Raw genomic sequence first — 24,961 nt, forward strand, 5'->3', positions numbered from 1 at the left:
GTCACGCCAAGGCTTTTTGCATTTACCCGAAATATTTACTTACTATCTATTGATAGCAACTCCACTTCAAAAATTAAGGTAGAGCCAGCAGGAATTGACGCTACGCTGCGGTCGCCATAGGCCAATTGACTGGGAATAAAGAAACGGAATTTCTCGCCTACACTCATATATTGCAAGCCTTCGGTCCAGCCCGCGATAACTTGCCCTAGTGGGAATTGAGCAGGGCGGTTACGTTCTACCGAACTATCAAACACTAAGCCGCTTAACAGTGTTCCATGGTAATGAACGGTTACAGTGCTGTTTGCAGAAGGTTTCTCAGCACCTTCTACAACATCTTCAAGGATTAGATACTGCAACCCAGACTCTGTAGTTATCACACCGTCTTTTTGAGCGTTTTCAGCAAGAAAGTCGTGGCCTAACTGACGGTTTTGTTTAACCGCTTTGGCGTTATTATTGGCGCGGAGAATAAATAAAATCACAAAAATAGCGAGTAGAGCGAGAACCACAAATTTCAAAGTCGATTCCTTACTAGGGGGTTGAGTAAAAAGTAAATGTTAATCTAACTTTACGAAAGTGCTAGTTAAAAAGCACTGCTTGTCTAAGAAAAGTCGCCTCAACAGCACTAGCGGGTCATTTTTTTTACAAATACCACAACAAACAAGGCAATAATAAAGCTGCCACTAAAGGCCTCTATGGCAGCGAACATACGGGAAAGTCCAACTGGGGTAAAGTCGCCGTAACCAAGAGTGGTAAAAGTGACCACGCTGTAATACAAGCATTCAAAAAAAGCCACAACGTTTTGCCCAAGGCTTTGATTAATATCGAGAGAAACAATGTTACCGTTGAAATGGATGCCAGTAAAAAAGTAAATGATGGCGCAGCTTAAAATGATAAAGAGTGAGGTATACACTACGCGTATTGGCAACTCTCCATAACCGCATACTAAGTCAACTAGCTTAGATATTCCGCGCCGATAAGAAAGCTTGGGCATTTGATAGCGTCGCATGGTGAGCTCTTTACGTAAAAATACGCCTGCAGTAGTAAACAAACCTTCCGACTCGGCGGTTTTACGCAGGCCGCGATACACTTCTTCGGCTTGTTGGTAATAGTCGGCCATGGCTTCTTTATCTTGTTGCTGCTCTGCTGCGCTACCTAATTGCTCTTGAAGTACTTTTTCGCCAACGCAAAGGCTGTCGCATTTGCATTGGTCCATTTTGGCTCCCAGCAGATTGGTCTTTGTTAGATTTGCGTGATTAAGATTGGCTCCCCGTAAATCGGCTTTCATTAAACTGCCGCTTTGCAGGTTAATATTAAAAAGGTGGGCCCCTCTCAGGTCACATCGGTAGAGATCAGCACCAGATAAGTCGTAACCTTGCTTACTGTTATAGCGAACTAAATCTATTCCTGCGAGCTTAGCTTTTTTTAGACTTATACCACGTAACATACCGCCGTTTTTGGCATGGCTTTCTAGCTGATCTTTTATCTCGTCACTGGATTTATCTACGTCAGGATCATGCCAAAAACACAAACCGCTTTCTAAGGCTGGTTGTTTGCAGCTGGCACCAGAACTCTCTTGATACAAGCATTCGCAGCATTTCTCCATATTTTGCTAACTCTCCGGCTATTAACCAACAATCTGATTATTAGCCAGTTTTATTCACTGGCCTTAAGATAAGTGTATTTCAAAAGAAAAATTTTGCGAGTACTCTTTAGTGGCTGGAGTGTAGAGGCAAGGAGTTACTTTTTCTTGCTGCCTAGCTGCTGGAATTCACTTTTTAAGGTTGAATAACGTTCGGCGTGGTTATCGTTTAATTTCAGCCCGTCGAGTAATTTAATGGTTATTTTACAGTCAGATAATAATTGACCGCTTAGGCCTTTTTCCGACTGATTGAGTTGTTTCAAAATCGCCTGAATTTTGTTTAAGATTGCACCAGTATTACCAGGAGCCACTTGTAAGGCTTTATCAAAATAGCTAGTGGCTTCGTGGAAGCGATTCTCTTCGTAGGCTTCAATGCCCATTTTGTTGTATTCGCGAAACTGGCCAAGCTTTAGCTCAAAATCTTCGGCTTTTAGCACCTTGTGGGCAGAGGACAGCGATATCGGGTCAATGCCATCGCGTTTTTCTAACTCTTCAGCAAAGGGCATTGCGTACTCGAACTCTCCCACGGAATTTAGGGTTAGGAAGGTATCAGGCAACAACTCGCCACTCACTTTACTGGGGGCATCTAATAAACCGTCGTGGCTATCAAACAGCAATCGTTTGGCTTTGTTTAGCTCACCTTTGGTGGCATGCACCCGTGCTTGGCTTATGCCCTCAAAGGCATCAAAATTAAAATCATCATCTTTACCCTCTTCGCGTCTTGCGTGAAATAACACTGAGTTTACTTCTTGAAGTAAGCGATTTTTCCGATATAAATCATCTTCGTTTTGTGCTTCATCAATCAAGCTGCGCACATAATTACAAAGGTGGTGGGGGCCGCGGTGAATAGAGCGCCTAGCAAGCTGCAAAATAGTAGAAAAGGTTTCTTTGGCTAGGGTTAAATCGCCAGCCTCCATCGCAAGCTCGGCGAGTAACTGTTGTCGCTCAATACTATTTACTGCCAACTTAGAGGCTTTTAGTACGGTTTCTAAGGCTTTGTCTAGCTCGCCGTTGGCTCGGTAAGCGCGAGCTAACCAATCGTAGCCGGTGAGTAGTAATGGGCTTTCTGCAATAGAACGGCTAAGTGTTTCGATGGCGTTTTTATGGTCTTTTAGCAATAGATGAACGCGACCAAGGGTGGCTTTGGCCCAGGTTTGTTTGCGTTGTTCTAATATGGCTTCTAAAGCCTGTTTAGCGGCTTGGTATTCACCTAAGGCGATTTGCGCTTCAACACGTAAGTTTCGGCAATAATTACTGTAACGACTCTCTGCTTCAATTTGTTTGTCACACAGCTCTATAACCTGCTGATACTGTTTTTTAGATAATGCGTGATACACCTCGCGCAAACTTTGACGCTTTACATGGGCTCTTGCTAGGCGGTTGTGTAACTGAAACTGAGAAAATGGTTTGGTTATAAACTCGTCTGGCTCCATTTCTAGAGCACTAAGCACCATGCTTTTATTGTTGTCACCACTAATAATAAAAAACAGCGCGTCAACTTCTAACAACTCGCTAACACGAAGTTCTTCTAAAAGCTGGCCACCATTCTTGCCAGTACCAAGGTTATAATCTACTAAAAGAATGTCGAATTTGCGCTTTCTACACGCTCTTACTGCTGCTTCACCAGTGTTCGCAAAATAAACATCGGTTGCGCCAAAGTTTTGCAACATGGCCTTAAGCATAACCTGGAAAGCTCGTTGGTCATCAACAATGAGTATTTGCTTGTCGCTATAATTGTATTGCGTTGCCATTACTGAGTGTTCTAATCCTTTTGGCTTATCCTAGCATAAGTTACCAAGCGATAAAGTAGTGTAAGTATAGACAGTTAGCACCTAAGTAGTATCTTCTATTAAACCTTGCAAAAATAGTTAAGTTTGATTTAATATTGAGGCGTTGGTGAGTCTTTTGGTCTCATCAGCGCTGAGTCAAAGCCAAACTTGGAGTGATCCAAGGTCGGAAAGTTACAGGTCTTTAGGGCAACCTTAAGATGGCTGGACCGCCTTAGTTGAGTGGTTAGATTTGCACAATGTACATCTTTCTACTTAGTAAGTTAGTCTATTTACCGTTTATTACTTTCCGTATTTGGTTGGAACGCCAAGCTAAAATTAGCTTGGCGTATTTGTTTCCGCTGCCTTATCTTGTTAAGCATTTGTTTCTAAATGCTGTTACTCCTAAGACTTCCAAATCTACTCGTTATTGCTCAACTAAGTATTTTGCTATGCGCTAATTGCATATCTAAGGCAAATTTCGGGCATAAAAAAAGACATCTTAAGATGTCTTTTTTTATCGATATGGTGGAGGGAGGTGGATTCGAACCACCGAAGCTTTCGCGACAGATTTACAATCTGTTCCCTTTGGCCACTCGGGAACCCCTCCTGCTTGTGGAGCGGCATATTACCAGAACTTGCTGGGCTGTAAAGTAAAAACAGCGACATTTTTATTGGCAGATAACTGTTTGCTTATTATCTGTGCATTTGGCCGAAATTTGCTAAAGTTTTAGCCTGCTTTTCCGATAGCTTTAAAGGTAATGGAGGAGCAATATGTTAGTTGAGCAAATTAGACAAAGTAGCTTGTGTGATGAACTACAGTTGGGCGATAGGCTTAACCAAAGTGCCTTGCAGGGTGATCAGGCTCATTTTCATTTATTGCTTAGCATGCTTAGCCAAAACGTGTGCGATCAAGCGCAGTTTTCAATGCAAAAGCAACAGCATGAACAAGTTCAGCAAGACTTACGTGATAAGTTTCAACTGGCTCAAGCTCGTGCTCTTAAAGCGCTAGATGATGAGTTTCCTGTGCAAGCTAATTGGAGCAAGCACCTGCATGCTGGTGAGCCGTCACGAATTCGTTTAGAACAGGCTCTAGGCGGCTATGCGGCGTGTGCAGAAGACAGTGTCGACGGTTTACCACATGAGGTAATGAACAACGTTGACTTACTCAGTCGGGTAAAACACCAAGTAGCTAAGCCAAAGCAGCAACAAGAAATAGATAAAGAAGTGAAAGGGAGTGAGATGTACAAGCTACTAAGTGACTTCGATTACTCTAAGCCACTTAGCGTTAAGTACTTTAATTAACGAAACACCACGGTACGATTTCCGTATACAAATACTTTTTCATCAAGCACCTGTTGTAGGGCTTTACTTAATACAGCTTTTTCTACATCACGGCCAGCTTTGGCCATTTCTTCGGCGCTGTAGGTATGATCAACATGAATTACATGTTGCTCTACGATTGGCCCTTCGTCTAAATCGTTGTTTACAAAGTGGGCGGTGGCACCAATAATTTTTACGCCTCGGTCGTAAGCTTGTTTATAAGGCTTAGCACCAATAAATGCTGGCAAAAACGAGTGATGAATGTTTAAGATTTTGTTGCTAAAGGCTTCGACAAAAGCTGGTGTAAGAATACGCATATACTTGGCAAGTACTACGTAGTCAGGTTGGTACTGTTGCACCACCTTAATCACTTGTTGCTCATGTTCTTCGCGGCTTAAATCTACATGGCTAATATGATGGAAAGGAATATCAAATTTTTCCGTCAAGGTACGTAGGCTGTCGTAGTTACCCACTACTGCAGCAATTTCTACATCCATATCACCATAAACGGCTTTCATGAGTAGATCGCCCAAGCAGTGCGCTTCTTTGGTTACCATGATAACAATACGCTTGCGTCCGGCACTCTCTAAGCGACGGGTACTCCCAGTTGGAAGTGCGCCATCTAAATCGGCAAGTAAAGTTTGGTCGTTAAAGTAGCCTTCTAACACTGTACGCATAAAAAAGCGATTGGCATCGTTATCAACAAACTCGTTGTTTTTAATAATGTTAAGCTGGTGCTTAGCACATATATTGGTAATGCTTGAGATTAAACCTTTTGCGTCTGGGCATTCGGTTAATAGAATTTTTCTTTCCATTGTGTTTTCGATTTATTCAGTTTTAAAGTTAAGATTTATTACAGCACTGTTTAAACTTTTTGCCGCTTCCGCAGGGGCAAGCTGAATTACGCGCCAAGGCTTTTGGGGCGAACTCTCCATCAGTATAAAACCAACGCTCGTTAACTTTCTTAAAGTTAGAGCGCTCGTGCAAAATTTGTCGTTGACCCTGTTCGCGATAATGAGCTTTAAACTCCACTATGCCTGTTTGGCCATCTTTAAAGTCACAGCTAAAGATTATTTGTAGCTTTTCCCATTGCCCTAAATCTTCTTTAGTTGAAGATTGCGGGGCATCGCCTTGTCGATAGTCTGGGTGGTGCGTCTGCCATAAATAACTAGCATCGCCCAGCGTAAACGCGGTGTAGCGAGAACGCATTAACTGCTCACAACTTGTTGGTAAGCAATCACCGGTGATGATGGGCTGACAGCACTGAAGAAAATCGTTGCCGCTACCGCAGGGGCAAACTAACACAGGGAAACCTCAAATTTGACTAAGGGCGAAGTGTAGCAAGAAGCTGCCGATAAGGCAGCTGAAACTTGGTGATAGTTTGGCCAAATTGGCCTTATTAATCAGGATTTAACATGTGCTTAACCGTAAATGTGGTTAATTGAGGATCAAAGTGTGGGTTGTTGGCTAAATCAAGCTGAGCCAAACTTGCTTGTTGATCTGTTTGCTCACTTAAGAATACCGCTAAAGCCACAATACGGGCGTAAACATGAATGGCTTCACCGCTTAGGCCTAGTGGTCGGCCACTACCATCCCAGTGTTCTTGGCTTTGATTAGCTACGATAAGGGCTGCATCGATTTGCAGTTGTACTGCGGGATCTTTAAGTGCATCTGGTAGCTCGCAATGTTCGGCAATGCGCTGCCAACTCCCTTGGCTTAACATGTTACAGCTAAGGAGCACGTCGGGTAAGCCGTGGTTAGCTAGGTCATAAAAGCTAGCGGCTTGGTTTAATGCTTCACATTGTTGGTCGCTTAGCGAATAAGCCACAGCAAGTTCAGCGCAATAGCGTTCTATATTGCTAAGCTGCTCGGTATTATACTGTTTGGTTTGAATGGCTTGATAAATTAACTCTACCAGGCGCAGTTGACCGTGAGCTAGTTGTTTTTGCAAGTGCTGGTTTTCTAGGCGCACAGCCGTAGTTTGGATCAAATAGTTAAGTGGTTCTAGCTGTAATTGCTGGGTGTCGTTCCATCCTTCTAGGTAGAACATCAAAGGTTCGCTATCAGTATTTTGCAAATAAAACACCGCGTTGTTCTCGCCAAAACTGTGCTGTTGATTTTGCTGCGCTTGGTTAAGCAATGACTGAACTCGGCTTGGTAGCTCATGTAAGCTGCGAACTTCTTCTAAATAGGCCAGCTTCCCTTCGCTATGCAGTACTTTAAGCTTGGAGCGGTAAACACTTAAGGCTAAGCCACTGAGGGTAAGTTTGGCATCTTGCTGGGTTAACAAGTCAATTAGCTCATTCAACACGCCTATAGCTAAGTTTTGCTCGTTTTTGCAGTTTTCAATATGGCTGGAGGAATTGATGACCGCACGCAGGTTATTGCGTTGTGAATGCAGTTCGGTAATTTCTTGGTAGGCACGAAGGGAGGCGCACATTAAGGTGTCTAAATTTACATCGCTTAACTCGGTTTTGTTTTTGTAGTCGCTCACATCGTAGCGGCGAATCACCTCTCTAATAGGCGCTAAGCCGGGTTGCCCGGTACGCAAAATTAGTCTTATTTTGTGGTTGTTAAGGCGTTGGCGAATATCATCGATAAGCAATAGGCCAGCATCGTCACTTTCCATAACAACATCTACTAAGGCAATCGCAACATCGCCGTGTTCACTGAGTAATTGATAAGCCTCGGCAGCGTTATAGGCGTCAATAAAGCTGAGTTTTCGATCTTGATAAGAAAAGTTGTTTAACACTAATTTTGTGACCGTATGCATTTCGCTGTCGTCATCAACAATTAGCACCTTCCAGGGAGCTGGCTCTAGGGTTTCGGTAGCGATATCGTCTTCTTCATCAAACAGGAATAGTTCAGCACTATCATCCATTGCTACTGTCCTCACTCGTTAATAAGGCCTCTATCATCAGTATAGGAAATTACTGGCGACTCTTAGGATATTTTTCTTAAAACTGGATATTAAACACGCTAAGCTTAAGCAATTGCACTTATGTCGCTAGGAAATTGATTTTGCATAATAAATTCGTCATTGAAGCGCTAGACCAAGGCTTAGCTGAAGCCTTAATCAATAAGATTGATTTAAAAACTAAGCCACAAGGTTCTCTTGGCCAGCTGGAAAGTTTGGCTTGCCAAATAGGGCAAATTCAACAGACTTTAGAGCCTGAAATTCGCCAGCCGAAAATGATTGTATTTGCTGCGGACCATGGAATTGCGCTTGAGGGTGTGAGCGCCTTCCCACAAGAAGTTACCGCTCAAATGGTACAAAATTTTGTTAACGGTGGAGCCGCCGTTAATGTATTTTGCCGTCAACATGGTTTGGACTTCGAGATCGTTGATGTTGGGGTGGGCCAGCTTTTGTCTGAGCAAGGGGTACAATTATGTAAGGTCGCAAACGGCACCAAGAGTTTTGTGAATGCCGATGCAATGAGCAAAGAGCAATGTCTTCAAGCAATCGACGTTGGCGCTGAGCGAGTTGCCCAAGCTGCACGTGAAGGTTCGAATTTGTTGGCTTTTGGCGAAATGGGCATTGCTAACACGGCTAGTGCTGCTGCCATAATGGCGGGCTGCTTAGGTCTGGATGTTAGCGACTGTGTTGGCCGCGGAACTGGCTTAGATGATCAAGGCTTACAGCATAAAAGGGCAGTATTACAGCAAGCGATGCAATACCATCAAGGTGAATACAGCGCGCAGCAATGGCTAGCCAAAGTAGGCGGGTTTGAAATTGCTGCTATGGTGGGAGCGATGCTAGAAGCCGCTCATCGGCGCATCGTTATTTTGGTAGATGGCTTTATCTGCTCTGCGGCTGCCTTGGTGGCCAGCCAGATAAACCCCTTAGTAACACAATACATGATTTTTTGTCACCAAGGTGCAGAGCATGCTCATCAGCGCTTGCTTGAAGCGCTAGAGGCTAAGCCTTTGCTGGATTTAGCACTGCGCTTGGGTGAAGGAAGTGGCGCCGTGCTGGCTTATCCACTGGTTGAGTCTGCGCTGGTGTTCTTAAAAGAAATGGCCTCGTTTGACTCAGCTGGCGTGAGCCGTGAGCGTGATTGAACGCGCCAAACACGAGATGAACTTAGTGTTTAATGCACTCAGTTTCTTTAGCCGGATCCCGGTTCCGAAATGTGTGAGATATAGCGGCCAAAGTCTCAGCCAGTGTGTGGCGTATTTCCCCTTGGTTGGCTGGATTGTTGGTTTAGTAAGTGCTGGGCTAATCTTGCTATTAATGCCTATATTGGGAGCGCCCTTAGCTATATTGCTCTCTATGGCAGCCAGCTGCTGGCTCACCGGGGCATTTCACGAAGATGGCTTTGCCGATTGCTGTGATGGCTTTGGCGGTGGCTATACGCCAGAGCAAATGCTGCGCATTATGAAAGACTCCCGCCTAGGCACCTATGGGGTGCTAGGTTTATGCAGTCTATTGGCGATTAAATTTAGCGCCTTATTGAGCCTTAGTCAGGCGCTAATTCCCACGGATCTCTTATTGGTGCTGTGGCTAGCGCATAGCTTAAGTCGCTTTAGCGCGGTGCTTATTATCTGGAAACTTGATTACGTTCGTGAGCCGTCTGAGCCGAGTAAAGCCAAAGCTGTTGCTCAGTCGATTGGTTCTAAAGAGCTTCTTTTAGCCTTGTTTTGGGTTGCAGTGCCAGCAGCTTTATTAGAGCTAAATATGTTAGCTTTTGCGGTGTTAAGTTGCTTGCTAGTCACGCTACTGTGGGCTCGCTACCTAAAGCTTAAATTAGCCGGCTATACAGGGGATACCTTAGGGGCACAGCAGCAGTTGAGCGAAGTGGCCATTTATATCAGTTTGCTTGCAGCTATTAATACAGGCCTGATTCTGTGAATCGAGTGCTATTGGTGCGCCACAGCCAACCAGATATTGCTAGTAACCGTTGTTATGGCCAGCTAGATATGCCAGCAAAACCAGAACAACTACAACAAGCCACAGTACGATTACAAAAATTATTGGCCGAGTACTCGGTAGCAGAAGTGTATGCTAGCCCTTTGTTACGTTGTCGCCAGTTGGCCGAAAGTCTTTTTATGCCGGAGGATATTGCATATCAAGACTTTCTGAAGGAAATAAGTTTTGGTCAATGGGAAGGCTGTAAGTGGGATGACATTCCCCGCAATCAACTGGACGCTTGGGCTGATCATTTAGAGGGCTATCGCCTTGGTCAATCTGGCGAAACCGTTGCAGAGTTTAGCCAACGCGTACTAGGCTTTTGGCAAACCCGCTTATCTACTATTAGCGAAGCGAATATTACCCAAGTGTGGTTCACTCATGCTGGGGTTATTCGTACCATTGTTGGAGATATTCAAGCTTTACCTGTGGCTGAGTCCAGCAAAATAGCACTAAAATTTGGATCCTTAACTTGTATAACATTTGCCTCTAATGGAGCCGCCATTGAATACCTTAATCGCTAAACTTGTTATCTTATGTGTGCCTTTAACATTTGCTCTGGGGCAAGCTCAAGCCAGTGAAGAAAGTACCTCGGCCAATAAACCTAAAGTAAACATTATTGGTAAGTGCTGGCAGCGTGCGACCAAACCAGAAGTAAATACATGCTTGGAGAATAGTTTGGCGCAACTTGACCACCAAGTAAGGCAACGCTTGGTAGTTCTGCATAAACAAGCAATGGACCTAGAGTCCATCAGTGAGGGTGCAAAAGGCGCTGTTCAGGCATTAGAAAAAGCCAAAGTGGAGTTTAGTGAGTTTCGTCAGTCTTTGTGTGCTTGGGAGAGCTTAATGATGGCTGGCGGCAGCGGTTCGGCTAGCCAGTATTTAAGTTGTGAGATAGAGCTTACTCAGCATTGGTTAAGCCGTTTGCACCAGTGGTAACCTTGAGTTTTAGATAGCAAACAGCCCGCTTTTAGCGGGCTGTTTGTTGGTAAGCTGTCAGGAAAGATAAACAGCCTTTGGGCATTTACGCTTCTGCAGCACGAGCTTCTTGGCAGCCTTTAATGGCGGGGGCCAAAATTTCTAAAGCTGTTTGCTCACAAGGGCTTAAGCTAGCGTCTGATTCCGCTATTGGCGTGACTCGCTGTCCCCAACGAATCGCAGCCGCTCCCCATGTCAGTCCAGCACCAAAAGCGGCCAGCAATACGTTATCGCCAGGCTTTATTCGACCTTGTTCTAAGGCTTCGCATAAGGCTACTGGAACAGTGGCAGCTGAAGTGTTTCCGTATTTTTCAATGTTCACCATAATATTGTCATAAGGAGCATCAATACGTTTGGCTAGGGCATCAATAATGCGTAAGTTGGCTTGGTGGGGCACAATGAAGTTGAGCTCATTGTTGGCGATGTTAGCCTGCTCTAATACGTTACTTGCTGCTTCACCCATGCCTTTTACCGCACGTTTAAAAATCTCAGGTCCTTCGAACTGAAAATTGTAAAGCGTATCTACGCCTGAAAAACGTTTACGGTTAGTGCCAAAATCTGAAATAAACAGGATCTCACGTTTCTCGCTATCGCAGCCTAGTTTTGCTGCAAGAAATCCTACTTTTTCCGCTTGGTCGTTTGCTTCTAGAATCACTGCGCCAGCACCGTCGCCAAACAATACTGCAGTATCGCGTTTAGTCCAGTCGAGTAATTGAGTTAATCGCTCGGCGCCAATCAACAGAATGCGTTTCATCGCTCCGGTTTGAATTAAGGCAGAGGCTGTTTGCATGCCGTAAACAAAACCTGAGCAAGCGGCATTCATATCGAATACGGCGGCTTGTTCTGCTTTAAGTAGTTGTTGTACTCGGCTGGCACTGCTAGGTACTGATGTACCAGGGGTGCAGGTACACAAAATAATCGCATCGAGTTGTTCTGCTTTTAGCCCCGCAGCAGCTAAAGCTTGTAAGCCAGCGGTAGCTGCGAGTTCAGCAATATCTACATGAGAAACACAGCGCTCTTTTATGCCTGTCCGGCTACTAATCCACTCGTCCGATGTGTCTAGAAAAGTACTTAAGTCGTGGTTAGTGAGTCGTGCTGGTGGCATACATTTGCCCCAACCGGTAATTTCAGCATTGTACATAGCGTGCTTAAAACTCTGGCTAATTGAAGTTGCCAAGGATTATGCCTTATGCATTGCAAATAACCAAACTAGAACAAGAATTAGTCTCAAACAGTGGCTTTTTGTAGCTAAAGCTCACATTTTAGCTTTAGCTGGTGTTTTATTGGTCAAGTTGTGCCATAATCAGCCCATATTGATGGACTAGACCTAATAATATGTAGGTCAATTTATGTAACAGGGACGCTCAATTACTCTCTGGATTACGTAAATGGGGTCTGTTATGGCTGCGCAACAACACAATTCTGTATTGTCTCCACCTGGTGATGATAATACTCAAATATCTAGTTTTACTGATAATACGCGTTTTTTTGAATTAACCGTTGATTTCTACGCAGATTCACTAAGCCTTTTAGCTTTTGGTGGCGATGTTATTGGCAACCTTCCACCTAAAAAACTGGTGGCTGTAAATGGCCAAATAGATAATGAAGAAGCCTTTTTCAAATCTATGTTTATTTGGACATTTTCTGCTATCGATGAAGTAGAAGCCCCAGTAAATCCTAAGCCACAAGACTGGTTATTGCTGAACGCAAACGAGCAATAAGTTGTTAAAGAGACAGCTTAACCGCAATTCGTTTAGGTTAAGCTCTTAGTGATTTACTTCAGCTCTATCGGGCTAAGGTTAAAGGTAACGATTGCGTAAATGCTGCTCAAAATAGCGAGTATTTAGGGTTTCACCTGTAGCACGGCTTACCAGCTCATCGGTATCGTAAATACTGGCTTGTGACCAAATATTTTGTTGTAGCCAAGCAAATACTTCATTGTAGTTGCCCTCTGCTACCGCTTTGGGGGAGTCGGGTTTGGCTTTAACTAAAGCCGCATGAAATTGTGCGGCGTACATTGCGCCTAGCGAGTATGAAGGGAAGTAGCCAATTAAGCCTGCAGGCCAATGTACATCTTGCATGCAGCCATAGCGATAATTTCCTTTAGTAGACAAACCTAAATATTGCTGCATTTTGTGATCCCACAACTCAGGGATATCTGCCACTTTAATATCTTGGTTGATTAGGTCGCGTTCTAGCTCATACCGCAGCATCACATGGGCAGGATAAGTCAGCTCATCGGCATCTACTCGAATATAACCCGGCTTAACACTTAAATAGTGCTGCTTAAGTTCTTCAAGTTGCATTGGCTGCTGCTGGCATAAGTGCTGATTAACTAAGGGTAATAGTTGCTCAACAAAGGCTTGGCTGCGACCTAATTGCATTTCAAAGAATAAACTCTGGCTCTCGTGTATACCCATAGAACGGGCTTGTCCCACCGGTAAATCAAGATAATCTAATGGAAGGTTTTGCTCATACCTTGCGTGACCAGTTTCGTGCACAATGCCCATTAATGAACGGGTGAAATCTTCATCTTCGTAACGCGTGGTTATACGTACATCACTGGGCACTCCGCCACAAAACGGGTGAGCGCTTACATCTAGTCGGCCATGCTTAAAGTCAAATTGCAGTTTTTCCATTACCGCTAAACCTAGTTTCTTTTGCTGTTCACTAGGGAAGGGGCCATTTAACCTTAACTCCGGCCAATTAGCTTGTTTGTCGACCACTTGAGTTATCAAGTCCGGTAGCCAAGATTGCAGCTCACCAAATACTTTATCTAAGCGCCGCATTTGCATGCCTGGTTCGTATAGATCGAGCATGGCATCGTAAGGATTTAAGCCGGTTTTATCTGCCCGTATTTGCGCCTCTTCAATGGCTAGCTGCATTACTGCTTGCAAGTTAACTTGGAAGGCTTTCCAATCATTGGCGCCGCGTTGCTCACGCCAAGCATGCTCACAGCGGGCAGTGGCGAGCGATTTAGCTTTAACCAAATCGGCGGGAAGGGCGGTTTGATTGCGCCAGCTGCGAGACATTTCTCGAAGCGAAGCCTGTTGCATTGGGTTAAGGTTTTCTTGCCGTGCCTGTTCTAGCCATTGCTCCATTTCTGGGCGGGTGGACTTTTCATGAATAATCACCGCTAGTTCTGCTAAGGCTTCGGCGCGAGCTTGGTTACCACCATCTGGCATCATGGTGGCCTGATCCCAGCCGCAAATCGAATTTAAGTGAGAGAGTTTTGACAGGTGTTTAAAGTGCTCACAGAGCTGTTGATAAGCAGTTTGCTTAGTCATAGTTATTCCTAGCTTAGGCTAAACGGCGAGCATGACGCTCACGGTTATCGAGTTTTTGTAACTCACTTTTTTTGAGTAGTACGTAAATGGCGCCAGTACCACCGTGCATCGTTTGGGCGCTGTGAATGGCCAACACCGCGTCTATTTGTGGTAACCACTGGCTCACATAGCTTTTTAGTAGTGCTGGTGGGTCACTGTTATGGCCTTTACCCGGAATTATTAATGCACTACGGATATTGAGTTTTTGGCATTGCTTAATAAAACTAATTATTTCGCTGCGGGCTTTTTCTAAGCGAAATTTATGTAAGTCCAATTTGGCTTGAATTTCATATTTGCCTAAGCGTAGTTTTTTAAACACGCCTTGTTGTAAGCCTGACTTTTTGAAAGACACCACATCGTCGGGGTGCAGTAAGGTAACATTCTCTAAAGAAAGATAATCTTGAGATGTAGCAAGGTGCTCTGCAGCTGCTTTTTGCCTAGCTTTTTTGGCAGCTTCGTTAAGGCTGTCGCCAGCTGATACTACCGCATCTTGCTTTAAGGGTTTTATTCCAGCCACTTCCTGCTGGAACAGATCAAATTCATCAGACATAAAAGAACTCCTGAACAACGAAGTTCCTTCTTTATAGATGAGAGCAGACAGCGGTGCAACCGCTGCGTAAGCTTATTTTTGCTGAGGGTCGCTTTGGCGGATTTTTTTCAAGAAATAAAATGTATAAAATCCCATCAAAGCAATGGTGGTGGCAATCACCGTCACCGACATTAATCCAATGCTATTACCAAAGAGTAAGTCTAACCAAAGTTCCATTGCTAATACTCCTTTTAAGTAGGAGTAATCAGCATAATTTGCTCAAGGAAAGGTCAAATTGATGTTGGTCAATTTGTCGCCGGATCAACTTCACGGATTGAGTAACCCAGCTTTTTTAGCTCATCGAGCAAACCTTGTTCTCCGTACAAGTGCATTGCACCAACAACTACAAAGCTGGTATTGCTTAAGCTAGTTAGTTGTTGCATCCATTTGTGGTTGCGCTCAAATAGCAACTTATCCAATACGTATTCGGCATCGTGTTGGAACATTGGATCATCGTTAAGTAAAGCCAGTAGCTTTTGGTTTTCACCATTATTCCAGTGGCTTACCAGTTGATTGAATAAGCTTGGTACTTGCTCAAAGTCATCCAAGGTTTGCTCCAACAAAGGTACTTGAATACTGGCTAGGCTGCTTAAAGCTTCTATTTGATCGGCAAAGCTTTCTAATTGATGAACCGAAAGCTGGCTTTGTTGCGCCCGCTGAATGAAATGTAGATCAAGCCCTAATTCAGGCTCAAAGCCGAGGGCTTGCATTTGCAACTGGCTAAGTACCACTGCTACATACCAGGGCTGCATGTTTTCGAAAATAGTAGGTGAGATCCCAAGCTGTTGGCTGCGTTGCTTAAGTTGGTCTAAATAATCAGCACTTATTTTGTCCGCTAATTTCTCACCGCCCGGCAATTGGCTAACGTGCTGCAATAGCTTTTGGTCGCTGCTGGAAACAGACGATAGGTCCATTTCTACCACCAGGCGCTCGCTGCGCTCAAAGGCTTCAATAAAGGGCTTAGGCAAGGGATAAAATGCTTCGCTACCTAGATGAATAGAGCCAAACAAGTAGAGTTGTTGCTGATCTTTACTGGCTAGCCAAAGAGAGGGTTCTGCAGTTATTTGGCTGCTAGAGAACAGCAGCAATAAAGTGCTTAAGCGATTAAGCCAAGGTTTCATAGTTTATCCATGTTTAGGAACAGAAAACTACTTTAGCATGAGTCGCTTAAGTGGTGACAAGGGACTGCTGACCTTTCGAGCTGACTTATGCAGCAATTTGTGGCTTATTTATACAAGGCAGAGGCTTTAAAGTGTAGCTAGCCTAAATGAGAAGCTGATAACGTAGGATAAATAAGCCACAAACCCTGCCCGAAGGGTTCGGTTAAAATCGTTTTATGCTTTGTTAAGGCGTATTTACCTAGAATGCTAGGCTACACAAGCCTTGCTGCGCCTAAAACGATTTTCCTCGAACAAAATTTAACCGTGAAAGTTCAACAGCCCCTGGCTTTAGCTTTTTTTAAGGATATTATCGAGCAATGAAACCGGTAATATTCGACGAAGCCAAGCAAACAAGTGGGTAGGGAAGGTAACGTAGTAACGCGCTTTAGGTGTTGGTTGTTCCAGTGCGTGCAACAGTGCTTTATACACCGCGCTAGCGGGTAGCGTAAATTTACTGCTTGGGCCTTGTTGCTCTAAGCGTTCTAGCGTTTTCTGGTAAGCGTTTTGGTGGCGAGTATTGTTGGCATCAATGTTTTGTTCAAAGGCGGCTTTAGCATTTTGCCTAAACAAGCTGGTAATAGGGCCTGGTTCAATGAGCGAAACATGTAACGGGGTATTGGCTAATTCTAAACGTAGGGTATCGGTGTAGCCTTCTAGTGCGAATTTACTGGCGTTGTAGGCTCCGCGGTACTTCATCGCCACCAAGCCAAGTACTGAACTGTTTTGAATAATTCGCCCGTGTTGCTGCTGTAACATATGAGCTACGGCTAAGCGGCTTAAGTGGTGCCAGCCAAATAGATTGGTTTCAAACTGTTGGCGTAGTGCTTGGGTGGGCAGATCTTCCAGCGCGCCGGGTTGGCCATAGGCACCATTGTTAAACAAAGCATCTATTTTACCATTAGCCAAGGTTAGGGCTTGTTGCCAGCCTTGTTCAATAGAACTTTGGTTATCTAAATCCAATACAACACATAGCAAGCCACTTGTTTGTAGTGTTTTCACATCCTCAGCTTTACGGCAAGAGGCGATAACAGTGTAGCCGCGCTGTTGTAACTCTTGAGCGCAATAAAGGCCAATGCCGCTACTACACCCAGTGATTAAAATGCTATTGATTGGTTTGCTCAAGCAATGCCCTGTATTTTCTTTTCGTAGGCTTTATCAACAAGTTGATATTCAATTTGCTGATTAACAAGCTCGTAATCTTGAACAAATTGACAGCCCAGTGCAAATTCATTTCGCTCGTTAGGGGTATTTTTGACTTGGCAGGTAAGAATCACTGGCTCATCGCGCTTAGGAAAGCGGGTTTGTAGTTGTAAATTTTTGTCTTTTAATACACTAATGTTGAACTTGTTGGCGGCGCTTGGCACAAACTTGCAACCACGTTCAGAGATATCTTTTAATACTCCACGCAACACGTGTTTTGAATCAAGGTGTAAGGTTGCTGGCTGATAACACTCATAACGGTCATATTTACGCAGCGGCATAGACATAACGTTTTGTGGATATTGTAAAATCATCCAACGCGCAGGTTCATTAATTAGAGCCACAATTTCAGAGCGGAAGGCGATGAGTTTACCGTCCCAGTGAAAGCGAGCATTTACTTCACAGCCTTCACTAATAAGGTTGATGCCAGTGCTGGAGTCGGCACCATTAAGACGGCAAATAATGTAGCTCTTTTTGTCTACGCCTATCCAGTAGCCTTTATAGTCAGCGGCCTTTTTAAAGCGGGTGGTAATACTAAGACTAATTCCGCAGTTTGGCGGCACTTTGTGAAACTGTACTTGATCCATAAAGGTAAAACTTCAAATCCGTTGGTGCGGTGATTCCGGTTTGACCACTTCGATATGTGATCAGTTTCGCAGATTCTAGCGGATTAATTGTCAAAAAAACATCTTGAAAATTGATTGGAGTGAACAAGTTTTATTATTTTAAAAGTCAATAGTTGAAAGGCCTAGATAAAGCTTTGCTACATCAACACCTTAGTATTAGTAGTGGCTAGAAAGGTTTTTAGCGTAGTTAGTAAGTAAACTATTCGTCATTAAAAAGAATAGTTAGCGCGAGCTTAGAATAGGGGGTATTGCTTGCTTCAAATTGCGCTAACAATTTAAAGCTACGGCTAGTCAAGCTTTGGCAATACACCCCTATTGAACGGTTTAAGTGGCACTAAGACTGCCAAAATGATTTCTCGGCCTCGCGTAACGCATCTACTCTACTCACCCCAATGTCTTTTAGCAAATAGTCGGGAAGCTTAGCTAACTCGCGACGGGTTTTGCGGCGTAACAGTAGAGCATCTATTTTTCCAATGATAAGCCTTAGGTTTAGTTTAATTGAAGTTAAACCTTGGCGTTGCGGGTCTGCTTTTGTATGGCTGATAATGTTCATCTCTAAACTCCTTTGCTGCTGACGATTAAAAAGTACGCTATATTGGGATTCACTGACAAACGACTTAAATTGACTCTTAGTTAAGGAAAACTTAAGTGAGTGAGCGAATGCCGCCCTTGCAAGGGCTTTATTACTTCTACTTGGCTGCAGAGATGGGCAGCTTTAAAGCAGCTGCAGAAAAGTTATTTGTAAGTGCCGCGGCTATGAGCCAGCAGATCCGTCAGCTAGAAGAGAGAATAGATGTACAGCTGTTTGAGCGTCAGCATCGTAGAGTAGTGTTAACCGCTGAGGGTGAAACCTTGCATCATTACGCTAAACAAGCATTTAGAACCCTACAGGACGGCGTTCGCCAAGTAAGCCTTGATCCTGACCCTAACAGTATGTCGTTGTCGGTTCTGCCGTCTTTTGCCCAGCATTGGCTAGTGCCTCGTTTAGGTGAGTTTAGCCAGCTACACCCAAATCTATCGGTAATGCTAATGCCAAAAAATAGTTTGATAGACTTTCGCCAAGATAGGGTCGATTTATGTGTGCGTTATGGTTTGGGGGATTACCCAGGTTTACATGCCGCTAAGCTAATGGATGATCATCTCTATCCAGTTTGTCATCCATTGTATTTAGAGCAACATCCAGAGGTGTGTTTAAATGATTTAAGTAAGCACACTCTCATTGACGACGCGAGGCCCGATATGAACTGGCAATATTGGCTAGAGTTGGCTGGTTTTAATTCAAGTGTGCCTAAAGCTAACTTATTGTATCAAGGAGCTCATGTAGTGATTGAAGGAGCCTTAGCGGTGCAGGGGATAGCATTGGTGAGGCACAGCTTAGCCTGGAAGTATCTCCAACAAGGTTTACTGGTTAAGTTAGGCGATGTAGAAGTAAAACCTCGATATCGTTATTACTTGGTTGCCCCTCAACCTTATTTTAAACGAGAGAAAATAAAGCAATTTAGTGAGTGGATTAATCAGCAAGCTCAGCAGTTTTGGTTAGAGAGTGAGTCACAGCGCAGCGCTAGTACAATAGTTGAAGCACCACTTAAAAAGGCTGAACTTAAGTGCTGAAAGCAAAAAAGCCCTATGCGTAAACAAGGGCTTTAGTGGTCTGAGTTGCTTAGTTGCTAAGTTTTATTTGGTTCTTAGGCGGTTGCTTAGCTAACATTGGCTTATCTGGCTCAACAATATCTATTCGGGTGGCTTCTAAGGTGGCCCAGCTTTTACCATTGCGGATAATTTCTGCTTTTACCAAGTGATAATCTAATTCAGGGGCTAACCAAAGCCAAGTGCTGCGGCCTTCTCGTTTTTTTTGTTCCACCTTTAATGCTTCAAAACTGCCAAGCATAGTTTCTATAGTTTCTTCGCCAACAACGGTAAATTTGTAGTTATCAACTTCATCAATAACATTGTAGTGATAATCTAATTCTCTTAAGCCTTTTTTTAAGTCATTTTGCAGTTGTACGGAAAAGCCTGCGGCATCCATTAACTGGTGCACGTTATCCGGTGCTTCAAAATGGTGTCTTTCACCATCAATGTCAACGATTAGACCGCCTTTACGGTCTGGGTGTCCAGTAACCCGTGTAGTGGAGAAAAAGCTACTTTGTGTGTGCACAAATCCTAAGGTTTTTACGTTTTTCTGGTGATAGGTAAAGCGGGAGGTATCGTCGTACTTTAAGCCGCCGGCGAGAGCTGTGCCTATGCTTTTAATCTGAAAAGTATCGTTACCTAAATCAATCAGTTGGCGATAGCCTTTGGCAATAGGTATACCTTTAAAATTTGCACGGTACTCGGCCTCAAAGGGCAGTACTTCAGCAATACTGGTGGTGGCAACTAGCAAAGCTGAAAGTGCTATAGCTTTTGATAACGACATAACATTAACCCCAAACATCTTCACCTAATTATAGCTGCCATAGTATGACAAAGCTTAGCGCGAAAATGAAAATAAAAAAAAGGCTCCGTAAACGGAGCCTTAGTATTCAGTGCTGTTTAGTGATTAAGCTTTTGCTTTAGTCGTTTTTTTAGCAGCTGGTTTTTTAGCTTTTTGAGCTTCAGTGTCTGCACTATCTGCTGCTTCGGTGTATGGGCGACCGTAGTAAGAATCAAGTAGAACTTGTTTCAATTCAGCAATTAGTGGGTAACGTGGGTTTGCACCAGTACATTGGTCATCAAACGCGTCTACCGCTAACTCATCAACTTTAGCTAGGAAGTCTGCTTCGTTCACGCCTGCATCTTTAATAGATAGAGGAATGTTCAATTCAACTTTCAACTCGTCTAACCAAGTTAGAAGTGCGTTTAACTTAGCCTCGGTATTACCTTCACGGAAACCTAAGTGCTCAGCAACTTCTGCGTAACGAGCACGTGCCTTAGGACGGTCGTACTGAGAGAACGCAGTTTGTTTAGTTGGCGTGTTAGTTGCGTTGTAACGAATTACGTTAGTTAGCAATAATGCGTTAGCTAAACCGTGTGGTACGTGGAACTCTGCTCCTAGTTTGTGAGCCATTGAGTGACACACACCTAGGAAAGAGTTAGCAAACGCGATACCAGCAATAGTTGCAGCATTGTGAACTTTCTCACGAGCTACTGGATCAGCTTTACCGTTTTGGTAAGAGCTTGGTAAGTATTCTTTAAGCATCTTAAGTGCTTGCAGAGCCTGACCGTCTGAGTATTCGTTAGCTAGCACAGAAACGTAAGCTTCCATAGCGTGAGTAACCGCATCGTAACCACCGAAGGCACATAGTGACTTAGGCATATCCATTACTAGGTTAGCATCAACAACAGCCATGTTAGGTGTTAGTTCGTAATCAGCTAGTGGGTATTTTTGACCAGTAGTATCGTCGGTTACAACAGCGAAAGGTGTAACTTCAGAACCAGTACCTGAAGTAGTAGTAATACATACTAATTCAGCTTTTGAACCCATTTTAGGGAACTTGTAAATACGTTTACGGATGTCCATAAAGCGCATTGATAGGTCTTCGAAGTCAGTTTCTGGGTGCTCGTACATTACCCACATGATCTTCGCAGCATCCATTGGTGAACCACCACCAACAGCAAGAATTACGTCTGGCTGGTAGTTATGACAAGCTTCTGCGCCTTTCTTAACGATAGACAGAGTAGGATCAGCTTCTACGTCGTGGAATACTTCCACTTCCATGCCTTTGTCTTTTAGGATGGCGCGTAGGTCGTCGATGTAACCGTTGTTGAACAAGAAGTTATCGGTAACAACCATCGCACGTTTCTTGCCATCAAGGTCGTCCATAGCGATTGGTAATGAACCACGACGGAAGTAGATTGACTTAGGTAGTTTATGCCACAACATGTTCTCAGCTCGCTTCGCAACAATTTTCTTATTGATAAGGTGTTTTGGACCCACGTTTTCAGAAATCGCGTTACCACCCCAAGAACCACAACCTAGCGTTAGAGAAGGTGCTAGTTCGAAGTTGTATAGGTCACCAATACCACCGTGTGAAGAAGGCGTATTAATAAGAATACGTGCAGTCTTCATTTTGTCGCCAAAGTAAGCGATACGGTCAGCGTTTGCGTCTTGGTCTGTGTAAAGCACAGACGTGTGACCAACACCACCGATGTCTAATACGATACCAGCTTGGCGAACAGCGTCTTCAAAGTCTTTCGCTTTGTAAACACCTAGGGTTGGAGATAGTTTCTCGTGTGAGAACTCGTCATCGTAAGATGCTTCTAGGCCTTCACCAATTAAGATCTTAGTGGCTTTTGGTACAGTAACACCAGCTAGCTCAGCGATTTTGTATGCTGGTTGACCAACGATTTTAGCGTTAAGCGCGCCGTTAATCATAAGTACTTTACGTACTTTATCAGCGTCTGCTTTGCTTAGTACTGCTGCGCCGTATTTAGCGAAACGAGCAATTACTTCGTCGTACTTAGATTCAACAATGATAGCTGCTTGCTCAGAAGCACAGATAACACCGTTATCAAAAGTCTTAGACATAAGAATAGAAGAAACAGCACGTTTAACGTCGGCAGTTTCGTCAATTACTACTGGCGTGTTACCCGCACCAACACCAATTGCAGGCTTACCTGAAGAGTAAGCAGCTTTAACCATACCCGGACCACCAGTAGCAAGAATTAGCGCGATGTCGTCGTGCTTCATTAGTGCGTTAGATAGTTCTACAGAAGGAGTATCAATCCAGCCAATAATGTCTTTTGGCGCACCAGCAGCGATAGCTGCATCAAGTACTAGTTTAGCCGCAAAGTTAGTGGCGTTTTTAGCACGTGGGTGTGGAGAGAAGATACAACCGTTACGCGTTTTAAGGCTGATTAGTGCTTTAAAGATAGCGGTAGAAGTTGGGTTAGTGGTTGGTACGATGGCACAAACAATACCTACTGGCTCAGCGATAGTAATAGTACCGCCTTCGTCGTTACGTTCGATAACGCCACAAGTTAAAGTATCTTTGTATTTGTTGTAGATGAACTCAGAAGCGAAGTGGTTTTTGATCACTTTGTCTTCCATTATGCCCATGCCAGACTCTTCAGCCGCCATACGAGCTAGTTCAATACGTGCTGTAGAAGCAGCGAGTGACGCAGCGCGGAAAATCTTGTCCACTTGTTCTTGGCTGTAAGATGCAAATTCAGCTTGCGCTGCCTTTACTCGAGCAACCATTGCGTTTAACTCATCAATATTACCTACAGGCATCCTGTTCTCCTCATTTAAACTAAAACTAATTAGTAAACCAACACTGATTGTTCAAACCGCCTCAGTATAGACCGTAAATCACCGTTCTAGTGGTTTAGTAATTAACTTTCACCAGCGATTATAGGTAGCCCTTTAGTGGTACAACTTGATCCAGATCATGTGTTGCTAAGTTACAAATGTAAAAAAATCACGAAATATTTTCGGCTAATTTTACGGAATCAATCAGTATTCAGGCAAAAAGTGTAAATTTTTTACCATTTTTGCTACTCCGATCAAATTTGTGCTTTCCAGTTAACTTGTCTAGGTTAACGTTAAGTTTTGATGTAATTTTTAGATGCTAGCTTAACCTAGTGAATTCACAATAAAAACCTAATAATTCTTGAGAATAATCAGGAACAGCTACTCACAAAAGGCAACTTATTATTTGTTGTTTTTGTGATTCGAGTGTAGCATCTGGCGTTGATATGCATTTTGTTAGAATATTGTACTGATTTAATATTCATGTAAAGTGAATGGAAATATCACAAAGGCTTAGTTTATGCCCAATTGTGTCAATATGGAGATGAAAATGAAAACTGCTAAAACTTTAGCTGCTAGCCTAGTTAGTGCTGCGATCCTGAGTTCTTTCACCACTGCTTCTTTTGCTGCTGATGTTCCAGCTGGCGTTAAACTAGCCCCAGTACAGGAGTTGGTGCGTGGTAATGGCACCGAGCCTGCTTCCCTAGACCCTCACAAAACCGAAGGCGTGCCAGAATCTAACGTGATTCGTGAGCTACTTGAAGGTTTAGTTAATCAAGATGGCGACGGAAACTTAGTGCCTGGTGTAGCAGAATCTTGGGAAACTGAAGACAACCTTACCTTCGTATTTCACCTTCGCAAGGATGCTAAATGGTCAAATGGCGATGCGTTAACCGCTCACGACTTTGAATATAGTTTCAAACGTGCGGTTGATCCAAAAACAGCAGCACCATACTCATGGTATCTAGAAATGACCACCATGGTAAATGCTGCAGACATTATCAATGGTAAGAAAGATGCCTCTGAATTAGCCGTTAAAGCGCTTGATGACTACACCTTAGAAATTAAACTAGAGCAAGCGCTGCCATACTTTGTTGCGATGACTTCGCACACTACGTTGAAGCCAGTGCACAAAGCTACTGTTGAAAAGTTCGGTGATAAGTGGACGTTACCAGCTAACTTTGTGGGTAACGGTGCTTACAAAGTATCTGAATGGGTAGTGAATGAAAAAATCGTTATGGAGCGTAACGAAAACTACTGGGATAACGACAAAACTGTTATCAACAAAGTGACTTACCTGCCGATTGAAAACCAAGTTACTGATATGAACCGCTTCCTAGCGGGCGAAATTGACATGACTTACGAAATGGCTAACGAGCACTTTAAGCGCATGCAAAAAGAGCAGCCAGATTCGTTAAAAGTAACGCCTTACTTATGTTCTTACTACTACGGCTTTAACAACAAAAAAGCACCATTTGATGATGTTCGCGTACGTAAAGCCTTGTCTTACGCTATTGACCGTGACGCAGTAGCTAAGTTTATCGTCGGTAAAGGTGAGCTACCAGCTTACAACTTTGCACACCAAAAAGTGGCTGGCCTACAAGTAGATACGCCAGATTACGCTACTTGGTCGCAAAAAGAGCGTAATGCAAAAGCTGCTGAGCTGCTAGCCGAAGTAGGTTACGGAAAAGACAAGCCACTAGAGTTTACCTTGTTGTACAACACCAGTGAAAACCACAAGAAAATCGCTATTGCAGTAGCTTCTATGTGGAAGAAAACTCTTGGTGTTAAAGTAAACCTAGAGAACCAAGAGTGGAAAACTTTCCTAGATAATCGTCGTAACGGTAACTACGATGTAACCCGTGCCGGCTGGTGTGGTGATTACAACGAAGCGTCAACCTTCCTATCGTTAATGCAGAGCAATAATGGTAACAACGATCAGTTCTACAACAGCCCAGCTTACGATGGCTTTATGAATGCCGCTATGTCAGCGGTTGATGATGCTGTTCGTGGCGATAACTACCGCCAAGCAGAAGCACAACTTGCTCAAGATATGCCGCTTGCTCCAATCTACCACTACGTAAATGCGCGTTTGGTTAAGCCAACAGTTGGTGGCTACCCAATGAACAACGCCGAAGACAAAATTTACACTAAAGATCTATACATTATTGCCAAATAGTTGATGGTCTTTTGTAAGGCACCTTATGCTTAAGGTGCC

General features: G+C 43.7%; 24 protein-coding genes, 1 tRNA gene and 1 riboswitch. Of the genes, 8 read left to right on the forward strand and 17 right to left on the reverse strand.

Going from position 1 to position 24,961, the window contains the following annotated elements; translation table 11 throughout:
- Nucleotides 1-35: 35 nt before the first annotated feature.
- The 4 genes from bamJ to K5L93_RS16340 all read right to left on the reverse strand — a co-directional run bounded on the left by bamJ (nucleotide 36) and on the right by K5L93_RS16340 (nucleotide 4,015).
- Nucleotides 36-515: a BamJ family beta-barrel-assembly machinery protein gene (gene bamJ / locus K5L93_RS16325; RefSeq protein ID WP_220720774.1), complete on the reverse strand. Its 480-nt coding sequence runs from the start codon at nucleotides 513-515 to the stop codon at nucleotides 36-38.
- Nucleotides 516-622: 107 nt separating this feature from the next.
- Nucleotides 623-1,603: an ion channel gene (locus tag K5L93_RS16330; RefSeq protein ID WP_220720775.1), complete on the reverse strand. Its 981-nt coding sequence runs from the start codon at nucleotides 1,601-1,603 to the stop codon at nucleotides 623-625.
- A gap of 134 nt (nucleotides 1,604-1,737) precedes the next feature.
- Nucleotides 1,738-3,390: a response regulator gene (locus tag K5L93_RS16335; protein WP_220720776.1), complete on the reverse strand. Its 1,653-nt coding sequence runs from the start codon at nucleotides 3,388-3,390 to the stop codon at nucleotides 1,738-1,740.
- Nucleotides 3,391-3,559: 169 nt separating this feature from the next.
- Nucleotides 3,560-3,643, forward strand: a riboswitch (cyclic di-GMP riboswitch).
- A 288-nt stretch (nucleotides 3,644-3,931) separates the two neighbouring features.
- Nucleotides 3,932-4,015, reverse strand: a tRNA-Tyr gene (locus tag K5L93_RS16340).
- 164 nt (nucleotides 4,016-4,179) lie between these two features.
- On the opposite strand from K5L93_RS16340, the gene K5L93_RS16345 reads away from it, so the two are divergent.
- The gene (locus K5L93_RS16345; protein WP_220720777.1) at nucleotides 4,180-4,710 is read left to right on the forward strand and encodes a VC2046/SO_2500 family protein; all 531 of its coding nucleotides are present in this window, start codon (nucleotides 4,180-4,182) and stop codon (nucleotides 4,708-4,710) included.
- On the opposite strand, the gene purU is transcribed toward K5L93_RS16345, so the two are convergent.
- From purU to K5L93_RS16360, 3 genes are all read right to left on the reverse strand, one after another.
- Nucleotides 4,707-5,543, reverse strand: a complete 837-nt coding sequence (gene purU / locus K5L93_RS16350) for a formyltetrahydrofolate deformylase (protein ID WP_220720778.1) — start codon at nucleotides 5,541-5,543, stop codon at nucleotides 4,707-4,709. The genes K5L93_RS16345 and purU overlap by 4 nt on opposite strands.
- A 28-nt stretch (nucleotides 5,544-5,571) precedes the next feature.
- Nucleotides 5,572-6,033: a YchJ family protein gene (locus K5L93_RS16355; RefSeq protein ID WP_220720779.1), complete on the reverse strand. Its 462-nt coding sequence runs from the start codon at nucleotides 6,031-6,033 to the stop codon at nucleotides 5,572-5,574.
- A 94-nt stretch (nucleotides 6,034-6,127) separates the two neighbouring features.
- Complete coding sequence (locus tag K5L93_RS16360) at nucleotides 6,128-7,609, reverse strand: DUF3369 domain-containing protein (protein WP_220720780.1); 1,482 nt, start codon at nucleotides 7,607-7,609, stop codon at nucleotides 6,128-6,130.
- 140 nt (nucleotides 7,610-7,749) lie between these two features.
- Here K5L93_RS16360 and cobT point away from each other — a divergent pair, with 140 nt between their 5' ends.
- From cobT to K5L93_RS16380, 4 genes are read left to right on the forward strand one after another with little or no spacing between them, the layout of a single operon-like run.
- Nucleotides 7,750-8,790 carry a nicotinate-nucleotide--dimethylbenzimidazole phosphoribosyltransferase gene (gene cobT, locus K5L93_RS16365; protein ID WP_220720781.1) on the forward strand — a complete coding sequence of 347 codons (1,041 nt, stop codon included), beginning with the start codon at nucleotides 7,750-7,752 and terminating at the stop codon, nucleotides 8,788-8,790.
- A complete protein-coding gene (locus tag K5L93_RS16370; RefSeq protein ID WP_220720782.1) occupies nucleotides 8,777-9,580 on the forward strand; it encodes an adenosylcobinamide-GDP ribazoletransferase in 804 nt (267 codons plus the stop codon). Before cobT ends, K5L93_RS16370 begins: the two co-directional genes overlap by 14 nt.
- Nucleotides 9,577-10,161, forward strand: a complete 585-nt coding sequence (locus K5L93_RS16375) for a histidine phosphatase family protein (RefSeq protein WP_220720783.1) — start codon at nucleotides 9,577-9,579, stop codon at nucleotides 10,159-10,161. Before K5L93_RS16370 ends, K5L93_RS16375 begins: the two co-directional genes overlap by 4 nt.
- Nucleotides 10,142-10,576: a lysozyme inhibitor LprI family protein gene (locus K5L93_RS16380; protein ID WP_220720784.1), complete on the forward strand. Its 435-nt coding sequence runs from the start codon at nucleotides 10,142-10,144 to the stop codon at nucleotides 10,574-10,576. The genes K5L93_RS16375 and K5L93_RS16380 overlap by 20 nt, the downstream gene beginning before the upstream one ends.
- A gap of 85 nt (nucleotides 10,577-10,661) precedes the next feature.
- Here the strand turns inward: K5L93_RS16380 and K5L93_RS16385 are convergent, their stop codons facing one another.
- The gene (locus K5L93_RS16385; protein ID WP_220721540.1) at nucleotides 10,662-11,756 is read right to left on the reverse strand and encodes a ketoacyl-ACP synthase III; all 1,095 of its coding nucleotides are present in this window, start codon (nucleotides 11,754-11,756) and stop codon (nucleotides 10,662-10,664) included.
- A gap of 259 nt (nucleotides 11,757-12,015) precedes the next feature.
- Here K5L93_RS16385 and K5L93_RS16390 point away from each other — a divergent pair, with 259 nt between their 5' ends.
- Nucleotides 12,016-12,336 carry a hypothetical protein gene (locus tag K5L93_RS16390; protein ID WP_220720785.1) on the forward strand — a complete coding sequence of 107 codons (321 nt, stop codon included), beginning with the start codon at nucleotides 12,016-12,018 and terminating at the stop codon, nucleotides 12,334-12,336.
- A 78-nt stretch (nucleotides 12,337-12,414) separates the two neighbouring features.
- Here the strand turns inward: K5L93_RS16390 and K5L93_RS16395 are convergent, their stop codons facing one another.
- The 7 genes from K5L93_RS16395 to K5L93_RS16425 form a co-directional block, all read right to left on the reverse strand.
- Nucleotides 12,415-13,902, reverse strand: coding sequence for a carboxypeptidase M32 (locus tag K5L93_RS16395; protein WP_220720786.1), 1,488 nt, complete (start codon nucleotides 13,900-13,902; stop codon nucleotides 12,415-12,417).
- Nucleotides 13,903-13,915: 13 nt separating this feature from the next.
- A complete protein-coding gene (smrA, locus tag K5L93_RS16400; protein ID WP_220720787.1) occupies nucleotides 13,916-14,491 on the reverse strand; it encodes a DNA endonuclease SmrA in 576 nt (191 codons plus the stop codon).
- Nucleotides 14,492-14,563: 72 nt separating this feature from the next.
- A complete protein-coding gene (locus K5L93_RS16405) occupies nucleotides 14,564-14,707 on the reverse strand; it encodes a DUF3149 domain-containing protein (RefSeq protein WP_152779542.1) in 144 nt (47 codons plus the stop codon).
- Between the two features lie 68 nt (nucleotides 14,708-14,775).
- Nucleotides 14,776-15,651 carry a TraB/GumN family protein gene (locus tag K5L93_RS16410; RefSeq protein WP_220720788.1) on the reverse strand — a complete coding sequence of 292 codons (876 nt, stop codon included), beginning with the start codon at nucleotides 15,649-15,651 and terminating at the stop codon, nucleotides 14,776-14,778.
- A gap of 327 nt (nucleotides 15,652-15,978) precedes the next feature.
- Nucleotides 15,979-16,812 (reverse strand): SDR family oxidoreductase, encoded by an 834-nt coding sequence (locus K5L93_RS16415; RefSeq protein WP_220720789.1) that lies wholly within the window; start codon nucleotides 16,810-16,812, stop codon nucleotides 15,979-15,981.
- Nucleotides 16,809-17,477: a PilZ domain-containing protein gene (locus K5L93_RS16420; protein ID WP_220720790.1), complete on the reverse strand. Its 669-nt coding sequence runs from the start codon at nucleotides 17,475-17,477 to the stop codon at nucleotides 16,809-16,811. Before K5L93_RS16420 ends, K5L93_RS16415 begins: the two co-directional genes overlap by 4 nt.
- Nucleotides 17,478-17,850: 373 nt before the next feature.
- Nucleotides 17,851-18,069 carry a DUF1127 domain-containing protein gene (locus K5L93_RS16425; protein WP_220720791.1) on the reverse strand — a complete coding sequence of 73 codons (219 nt, stop codon included), beginning with the start codon at nucleotides 18,067-18,069 and terminating at the stop codon, nucleotides 17,851-17,853.
- A gap of 95 nt (nucleotides 18,070-18,164) precedes the next feature.
- Between K5L93_RS16425 and K5L93_RS16430 the strand changes: the two genes are divergently transcribed.
- Nucleotides 18,165-19,127 (forward strand): LysR substrate-binding domain-containing protein, encoded by a 963-nt coding sequence (locus K5L93_RS16430; protein WP_220720792.1) that lies wholly within the window; start codon nucleotides 18,165-18,167, stop codon nucleotides 19,125-19,127.
- A gap of 49 nt (nucleotides 19,128-19,176) precedes the next feature.
- On the opposite strand, the gene K5L93_RS16435 is transcribed toward K5L93_RS16430, so the two are convergent.
- Together K5L93_RS16435 and adhE are read right to left on the reverse strand one after the other, a co-directional pair.
- Nucleotides 19,177-19,929, reverse strand: coding sequence for a DUF3108 domain-containing protein (locus K5L93_RS16435; RefSeq protein ID WP_220720793.1), 753 nt, complete (start codon nucleotides 19,927-19,929; stop codon nucleotides 19,177-19,179).
- A 123-nt stretch (nucleotides 19,930-20,052) separates the two neighbouring features.
- Complete coding sequence (gene adhE, locus K5L93_RS16440) at nucleotides 20,053-22,725, reverse strand: bifunctional acetaldehyde-CoA/alcohol dehydrogenase (protein ID WP_220720794.1); 2,673 nt, start codon at nucleotides 22,723-22,725, stop codon at nucleotides 20,053-20,055.
- Between the two features lie 568 nt (nucleotides 22,726-23,293).
- Between adhE and K5L93_RS16445 the strand changes: the two genes are divergently transcribed.
- A complete protein-coding gene (locus tag K5L93_RS16445) occupies nucleotides 23,294-24,922 on the forward strand; it encodes an ABC transporter substrate-binding protein (protein ID WP_220720795.1) in 1,629 nt (542 codons plus the stop codon).
- The last annotated feature ends 39 nt before the right edge of the window (nucleotides 24,923-24,961 follow it).

Source organism: Agarivorans litoreus, from assembly GCF_019649015.1.
Taxonomy (GTDB): domain Bacteria; phylum Pseudomonadota; class Gammaproteobacteria; order Enterobacterales; family Celerinatantimonadaceae; genus Agarivorans; species Agarivorans litoreus.